Genomic DNA, 7,599 nt, shown 5'->3' on the forward strand with positions numbered 1-7,599 from the left:
AGATAACACAAAGGACTAGCCCATGCGAGCTAGTCCTTTTATTTTTATGTAAGCAGCAAACTTTATTTCTTTTTCAAATCTTTTGTAATGATGTAATATTCAGACGGTGTTATCTTGATACCATCAATATGTTTATTACCTACAATATTAATTTTAGGATACCCAAGGAATAATGCTACAGCGTTATCTAACATCAGTTGTTGGGCATTGATAACCGCATTACGACGCACCACTGGATCGCTACTACTTTCACCAAGAGCCAACAATTCATCGAAACGAGGATTAGAGAAGCCAGACCCATTAGTTTCAACGCCTATACCCCAATATTGTTTCAAGAACCATACTGGTTGACCCGTATTAGCGGTTACAACACTGGAGATAATCATATCATAATCACCAGATTGAGATAATGTGTCGATAACCGCATAATCTACGATTTTAATTCGTAAATCTACACCGATTTTTTTGTAGTCCGCTTGCAATGCTTCCGCATATAATGGCAATTCAGGACGAGTTGTGTAGGCATAAAAATCAAGTACGAGGTTTTCACCGTCTTTATCTACAATACCGTCGCCATTTGTATCTTCATAACCTTCACGTTTCAGTAATTCTTTAGCACGTTCTACATTATATTTATTAGGATCACGCAATTGGTTAAAGCCATAGTCTATGGATGGTGGCAATGGAGCCTTACCGGCTACGAACGTATCCTTCATGAGGTTCTTCGCATAAGACTCACGGTCTGCTGCTGCAATGAGGGCTGCACGAAGATTAGGATTCTGTAGTTTCCCTTTTTGCCCCATACGAACAAATACGTCACGCAAGGAAGACATTTCATAGATAGTGAATTTCTTATCATTTTGGAAGATACTATATTCACCAGGTCCAATGTTAACGGCCATATCTACATCGCCCGCTTGTAACGCCATAGCACGAGTATTCGCATCATTAATAGATGGGATTTCAACCTTAGCAAAGCCTGCCTTGCCATCCCAGTAATTATCATTGCGCTTTAGTTCAGCACGCTCTTTTGTGAAAGAGGATACTACATATGGACCAGTACCAATAGGACCTTCCTTTGCAATATCACGACCATTCGCCTCTGCTGTCACATCCATAATCAAAAACAATGGATCTCCTAACAAGTTGGGCAAATTATAATATTCCTTGTCAGTCTTGATGGTCAACTCCTGACCGTTAGCAGTAATTTCTGTATAGTTAAAGAACGTTTTTGCTCGTTTACTTTTAGCAAAAGTTCGTTCTAAAGATGCTTTTACCGCCTCAGCTGTCAAACTATTACCATTTGAGAATTTAACTTTATCATTGATGGTGAAAGTCCATGTTAACTTGTCATCACCTTGCTTCCAAGAGGTGGCAAGCCAAGGCGTTGCTTTCATTTGATCATCAAACTTGATAAGCGTTTCACCTATACCAAATCGTACAACGGCCCAACTAAAATAATTTTCCGTTGGTTCTAATGTGCCAGCAAAACTAATAGCCCCTACCTTTAATACATCATTAGATGAAGCAGAATCTTGATTCATACAACCAATAGTCCCGAGCATAGTCACACCAAGGGTCATACCAATTAGTAAAGACTTGCGTAATCCTTTCATTTATACACCTAACCTTTCTACACACATTAACTATCTATTTATACTCAGATACTCACTATTTTTTGCATTAACATAATCTAGTAAATATAACCTGCTTTTACAATAGTTAATATAAAGAGAATCTATGTACATCAATTCATATGAGCATATCTTATTATACCCATAGGGGTATATTTTATACAGTCAACTATACTATATATTAGGTGTTAACACAATGTATAATTTGAGAAACATTTCAATATATCTATTAAAAAATTTCATATCTTAACTATGCATAAAAATAGCAGTTAGTCTTGAAACTAACTGCTATTTTAAGTTTACCTATCCGATGTAACTCTCTACATTTCAAATTTATACTTTTGAAATTTTGAAAGTAAATTTTCCTATTAAGCTTCTAATGCAGCCTCATCTAAGGTAAGTGGCTTATGATCTTGGCCGATTTCAAAGATGGAGCTCAATAGAACTTTTGTGTAAGGATGTTTCGCATCTGCTAAGTGAAACGCATCTAATTCTTCAACGATAGCGCCTTTGTACATTACGACCACCTTATGGCACATCGTACGAATGAAGGCAATATCATGAGCAATAAATAGGTATGTTAAATTTTTCTTTTTTTGTAAACGCGCCAATAGGTACGCAATGGAGTCTTGTACAGATACGTCTAAAGCACTAGTAGCCTCATCTAGAACGAGAATTTCTGGCTCTAATACGATAGCACGAGCAATGGCAACACGTTGGCGTTGCCCCCCGGACATTTCATGAGGATAGCGATGCATAAACTCACGAGGTAAATCTACCATTTCCAGGTAGTCACCTGCGATTTGCTCTTCTTTTCCCTTTTCAAGAAGACCAAAGTTGTATAGTGGCTCAAGAATAATATCCTTTACCTTCATTCGCGGATTAAAGGCTGCAGATGGATCTTGGAATACCATTTGAATTTTTTTACGGTATTCTTTCGTTTGTTCGGAGTTCATATGTTGAATCTCTACACCATCCACATAAATCTCACCTTCCGTAATAGGAAGCATTTTCATGATCATACGAACCAATGTTGTTTTCCCAGAGCCAGATTCCCCTACAATCCCAAGGGACTGACCTTTTTCGAGAGTTATATTAATATCCTTACATGCTTCGAGTTCACCACCAGTGGGAAGTGGGAATCGTTTACATACATTTTTTAATTCTACTGCGTAGTTAGTCAATGTAACGACCTCCTCCCAATGTTGGTACAGCCTCTTTTAATTGTTTCGTATATTCATTAGATGGATTTTCCAAAATGTCTTTAGGAGTACCTGCATCTACGACACGGCCCTTTTTCATAACGATAATGTAGTCGGACATATACGCCGCTACACCAAGATTATGGGTTACCATTACGATTGCGGAGTTATGCTCTTTAGCTAGGTCAAGCATTTGCATAACCACTTGAGATTGTGTCGTTACATCTAGCGCAGATGTCGGTTCATCACCGATGAGTAATGCAGGATCCAAAGCTAACGCCATGGCAATACCAACACGTTGTCGTTGTCCACCAGATAACTCATGAGGATAGCGACGTAATATATCTGCCCCGTTCGGTAGAGATACGGCTTCTAAAAGCGCAATGGCACGACGGTCACATTCGTCATTATCGATTTCAATATGGGATTTAAACAATTCTCTAAATTGTTTACCGATACGAACGATTGGATCTAATGCACTACCACTATCTTGGAAAATCATGGCCATATCCTTGCCGCGCAAAGATCTCCATTCAGATTTAGACAGGTTACGAAGATCATAACCATTAAAGATCATAGAACCTTCCGTAACTTCACCACCTACAGGTAGTAAGCCCATAAGGGCCCGAATCACGGTAGTTTTACCAGATCCGGACTCACCTACAATGGTTAATACCTTACCGCGTTCCAAGGTAAAGTTCACATCCATAACAGCAGGCACACCTTGGTACGCAATGTTAAGGTTTTCTACAGTTAGTATGTTTTCTGCCATTATAGCTCCTCACTATTTTGTAATTTTGTTAGTAATCCAGTAGTAATCACTTGGGTACATTACAGCACCTTTCAAGTAAGAACCTGTAACGATATTAGTTTTAGGATAGCCTAAGAATAATGCAGCACCATCATTCATCAACAATTGTTGAATTTGCATTGCGTAATCACGACGTTTTGCTGGGTCGAATTCAGTTTCAGCTGCATCTAACAATTGGTCAACTTGTGGATTGGAGTAACCAGAACCATTTTGAGGGTTGGAGCCATTGTTGTTAGTGTGCCAATAGTTAGCCAAGAACCAGATTGGATCACCTGTATTAGCTGTTACAATGTTGGAGATAAGCATATCATAGTCGCCGTCTTGACCCATTTTATCGATCAAGTTATAGTCAACTGTTTTGATTTTCATATCGATGCCAACCTTTTTAAGGTCTGCTTGAACAGCTTCTGCATAAAGTGGTAATTCTGCACGAGAGTTATATACTATGAAGTTGAATGTTAATGGTTTGCCATCTTTATCAAGGATCCCATCGCCATCAGTATCTTTCCAACCATCTTCAGCCAACAATTGTTTAGCGCGTTCAGGATTATACGCATTAGGATCTTTCAAATCGTTGAAGCCATAGTCCATGGATGGTGGAATTGGAGCAGAACCAGGAATAAATGTACCTTTTAACAATACATCAGCATAGTTTTTACGGTCTGTTGCAGAGATAACTGCAGCACGAACTTTGTCATCCCCAAGAATACCTTTTTGATTAATACGGGCCAATACGACACGAAGAGATGCGATTTCATCTACTTTGAATTTATCATTGCCTTGGAATAAACCAATTTCACCAGGACCGATGTTAACAGCCATATCTACGTCGCCAGATTGTAAGCTCAAAGCACGCGTATTAGGGTCATCGATGGAAGGAATTTCTACAGTTTTAAATGGTACTGTACCATCCCAGTAGTTTTCGTTCGCAGCCATTTCAGCACGTTCTTTAGTGAAGGATTTAACTACATATGGGCCTGTACCGATAGGACCTTCCTTCGCAAAGTTACGGCCATCTTTTTCAGCTTGAACGTCAACGATTAGGAACAACGGATCCGCTAAAAGGCCAGGCATATTAGGATATTCTTTTGTTGTATGAATAACTAATTGTTGACCATTAGCTTCCATAGAATCATATTCGAAGAATGTTTTCGCACGATTAGACTTTGCAAAAGCACGTTCAATAGACGCCTTTACAGCTGCTGCATCAACTTTTTTACCATTGGAGAATTTCACCTTATCATTGATTGTGAAAGTCCACGTTTTATGGTCTGGGGATACTTCCCATTTAGATGCAATCCAAGGCTGTGGTTTCATTTGTTCGTCAAATTTAGCCAATGTTTCGCCTACACCATAACGCATTACAACCCATGCGAAGAAGTTTTCTGTAGGCTCTAATGTAGATGCGAAGTTAGTTACGCCTACTTTTAACACATCTTTATTTGCAGAACCATTGTTATCGGAACCACAACCAGCGATGAAGGAACCCATCATTACAATGCTAAGACCTGCTAAAAGGGCCTTTTTCCAAGATTTTTTCATGTAAAATCTCCTTGTACAATTACATACAAAACATAAAAACTTTTAAACATCAAGACTATAATAATCCAAAATAGTCAGTGATGGAAAAACCATTATTTATACCTATTCACATAGAAGCTTTTACAAGAGAAATTACCACCAAAAGCTTTCAAAACATGAATAGATATACTATATTATCCTTGGTTTTTAGGATCCACCACATCACGTAAGGAATCGGACCAAAGATTAAAAATAGCAACCACGATAAGGATGGACATACCAGGGAATGCCATGAGCCATGGACTCGTTTGCAAGTACTGGCGACCCTCGTTAAGCATAAGACCCCATTCTGGAGTCGGTGGCTGAGCACCAAAGCCTAGGAAGGATAAACCTGCTACCTCAATCATGATAGCCCCGATATCTAATGCACCTGTTGTAATAACGAGAGGCATAATATTAGGAATGATATGACGTCTGATGATGGCCGTCGTAGATGCGCCCATCATAACAGCAGCCGTTACATATTCCTCACCGCGCACCTTGAGCGTCATAGAACGTACAATACGAGCATATTTTGCCCAACCTACAACAGATAAGGCTAAAATCGTATTTACAATGCTACCACCTAGAATACCAGCAATAGCAATAGCCAATACGATACCAGGGAATGATAACATGATGTCTGCTAAACGCATAAGAACCATTTCAACTTTACCGCCAAAATAGCCTGCTGCAGCACCGATAATCGTACCAATACTAACCATGATTACAACAATGGTTACGCCCATGAACAAAGATAATTGAGTACCATAAATAACACGAGATAATACATCACGACCCAATTTATCAGTACCAAACCAATGTTGACTACTTGGCGCTTGCAATGCCTGACTTATATTTGAGGTGAAAGCATCGCCCGGTGCAAGCCAGGGTGCAAAGATAGCGATGAGAACAATGATAATCATCAACCCACTATAGAAAGAGAACAATTTATGTTTTTGAATAAATTCTGCCATCATGCTCTCTCCCTTTTCAATCTAGGATCTAGAAGGATATATGATGCATCGATTAATGCATTGATGCACATATATGCTAATGCAACCCACAATACAAAGCCTTCAATCAATGGATAGTCGCGCATGGTAATAGCATAAATCGCCATATTCCCAAGGCCTGGCCAAGAGAATACCATTTCTACGACTGCTACCCCGCCTAGTAACCAGCCCATAACAACACCAAGAATAGTAATGAGCGGTAATACAGCATTTGGTAAAATATGACCGAATAAAATTTTCATTTCACTCACACCACGAGCGCGAGCACCGATAACGTAATCCTTTTCCATTTCTTCAAGGATAACGAGCCGCACTTGGCGCATGTATTTAGAACCAACAACAACAGCCAATGTAGCAGCTGGCAAGATAACACCAATCGGAGTTACACGCGATGTGGCAATCGGTACAAGACCTAATTTAAGGCCGAAGATATAAATAAGTACAAGGCCTAACCAGAATGTAGGCATAGAAACACCTACAAAAGATGCAGCTCTTAACAGATAGTCAACCCATTTATTACGATTTAAGGCGCTTATAATCCCTGCTGGCAACGCATAAAGTAGAGTAAATACTAAAGCAGTACCAGCTAACATCAAGGTTCCTGGCAAAGCCTCCAACATACGATCTACTACTGGTTTTTTAGCAGAATAACTCATCCCTAAATCACCTTGTGCCGCATTCACAACCCAGTTTACATACTGCACTATAAACGGTTTATCTAACCCAAGTTGAGCTCGAGTCTCATCGATAAGCTCCTGAGATACGATAGTATCCGCCGTTTCTAGTAGCATCGTTACTGGATCGCCTGGTGCTAAATAGGTGAGACAAAATGTCAAAAATGTGATGCCAAACAAGGTAACAATAAATTGCCCCAATTGTTTGACAAAGCGTTTGCCCATAGGCGCCTCCTAAACTCTCTAAACACTAACAACAATTCAAATGACAAACTAATGGTACTAGCTTTTTTATATAGCGATGAAGCTTAAAGGCTAGGGAACGAAAAAAGGTTAGTCGCCCGACTAACCCAAATTAAGCACAGCATATGCATACCATGCCTTTAGAGCAGGCTTTCTGACTCTGATTCATCGCAATATTTCGGCCTTCCCAGTTTCCCAGTGACCCTATAATGAAACCTTGCTCCTCATTACAGCTATTTACATAGTATGGGTTTTTCACCCATTTTCCTCTTTTACGCTCGGTAAATACCGACACTCACTAGTTCATTCATTTTTATCGATTATAAATATACTATATTAACACTCTATTTACAATACATATACCCCTTATGGGTATATGTATTTCGCATATTTTCAATATAATTTTTATACTGATAAAAAATATTGATTAATGATTAAATTCACAATCCTGCATAAAAT

6 protein-coding genes and 1 riboswitch are annotated in these 7,599 nt (G+C 39.1%); all 6 genes read right to left on the minus strand.

Annotation, left to right across the window (positions count from 1 at the left end; translation table 11 throughout):
* Positions 1-62: 62 nt before the first annotated feature.
* Positions 63-1,616: an ABC transporter substrate-binding protein gene (locus VPHSUH08_RS06410; protein WP_105087030.1), complete on the minus strand. Its 1,554-nt coding sequence runs from the start codon at positions 1,614-1,616 to the stop codon at positions 63-65.
* Positions 1,617-2,002: 386 nt separating this feature from the next.
* Positions 2,003-2,818 (minus strand): ABC transporter ATP-binding protein, encoded by an 816-nt coding sequence (locus VPHSUH08_RS06415; protein ID WP_101928478.1) that lies wholly within the window; start codon positions 2,816-2,818, stop codon positions 2,003-2,005.
* A complete protein-coding gene (locus VPHSUH08_RS06420; RefSeq protein WP_101928479.1) occupies positions 2,811-3,608 on the minus strand; it encodes an ABC transporter ATP-binding protein in 798 nt (265 codons plus the stop codon). Before VPHSUH08_RS06420 ends, VPHSUH08_RS06415 begins: the two co-directional genes overlap by 8 nt.
* A 12-nt stretch (positions 3,609-3,620) precedes the next feature.
* On the minus strand, positions 3,621-5,189 hold the full coding sequence (locus tag VPHSUH08_RS06425) for an ABC transporter substrate-binding protein (RefSeq protein ID WP_101928480.1): 1,569 nt from the start codon (positions 5,187-5,189) through the stop codon (positions 3,621-3,623).
* A gap of 173 nt (positions 5,190-5,362) precedes the next feature.
* Positions 5,363-6,184: a nickel transporter permease gene (gene nikC / locus VPHSUH08_RS06430; protein WP_101928571.1), complete on the minus strand. Its 822-nt coding sequence runs from the start codon at positions 6,182-6,184 to the stop codon at positions 5,363-5,365.
* Complete coding sequence (gene nikB / locus VPHSUH08_RS06435) at positions 6,184-7,122, minus strand: nickel ABC transporter permease (RefSeq protein WP_101928481.1); 939 nt, start codon at positions 7,120-7,122, stop codon at positions 6,184-6,186. Before nikB ends, nikC begins: the two co-directional genes overlap by 1 nt.
* A gap of 144 nt (positions 7,123-7,266) precedes the next feature.
* A riboswitch (cobalamin riboswitch) is annotated at positions 7,267-7,454 on the minus strand.
* Between the last annotated feature and the right edge of the window lie 145 nt (positions 7,455-7,599).

It is taken from the genome of Veillonella sp. S13054-11 (genome assembly GCF_002959795.1).
GTDB classification, from domain to species: Bacteria; Bacillota; Negativicutes; order Veillonellales; family Veillonellaceae; genus Veillonella; species Veillonella parvula_E.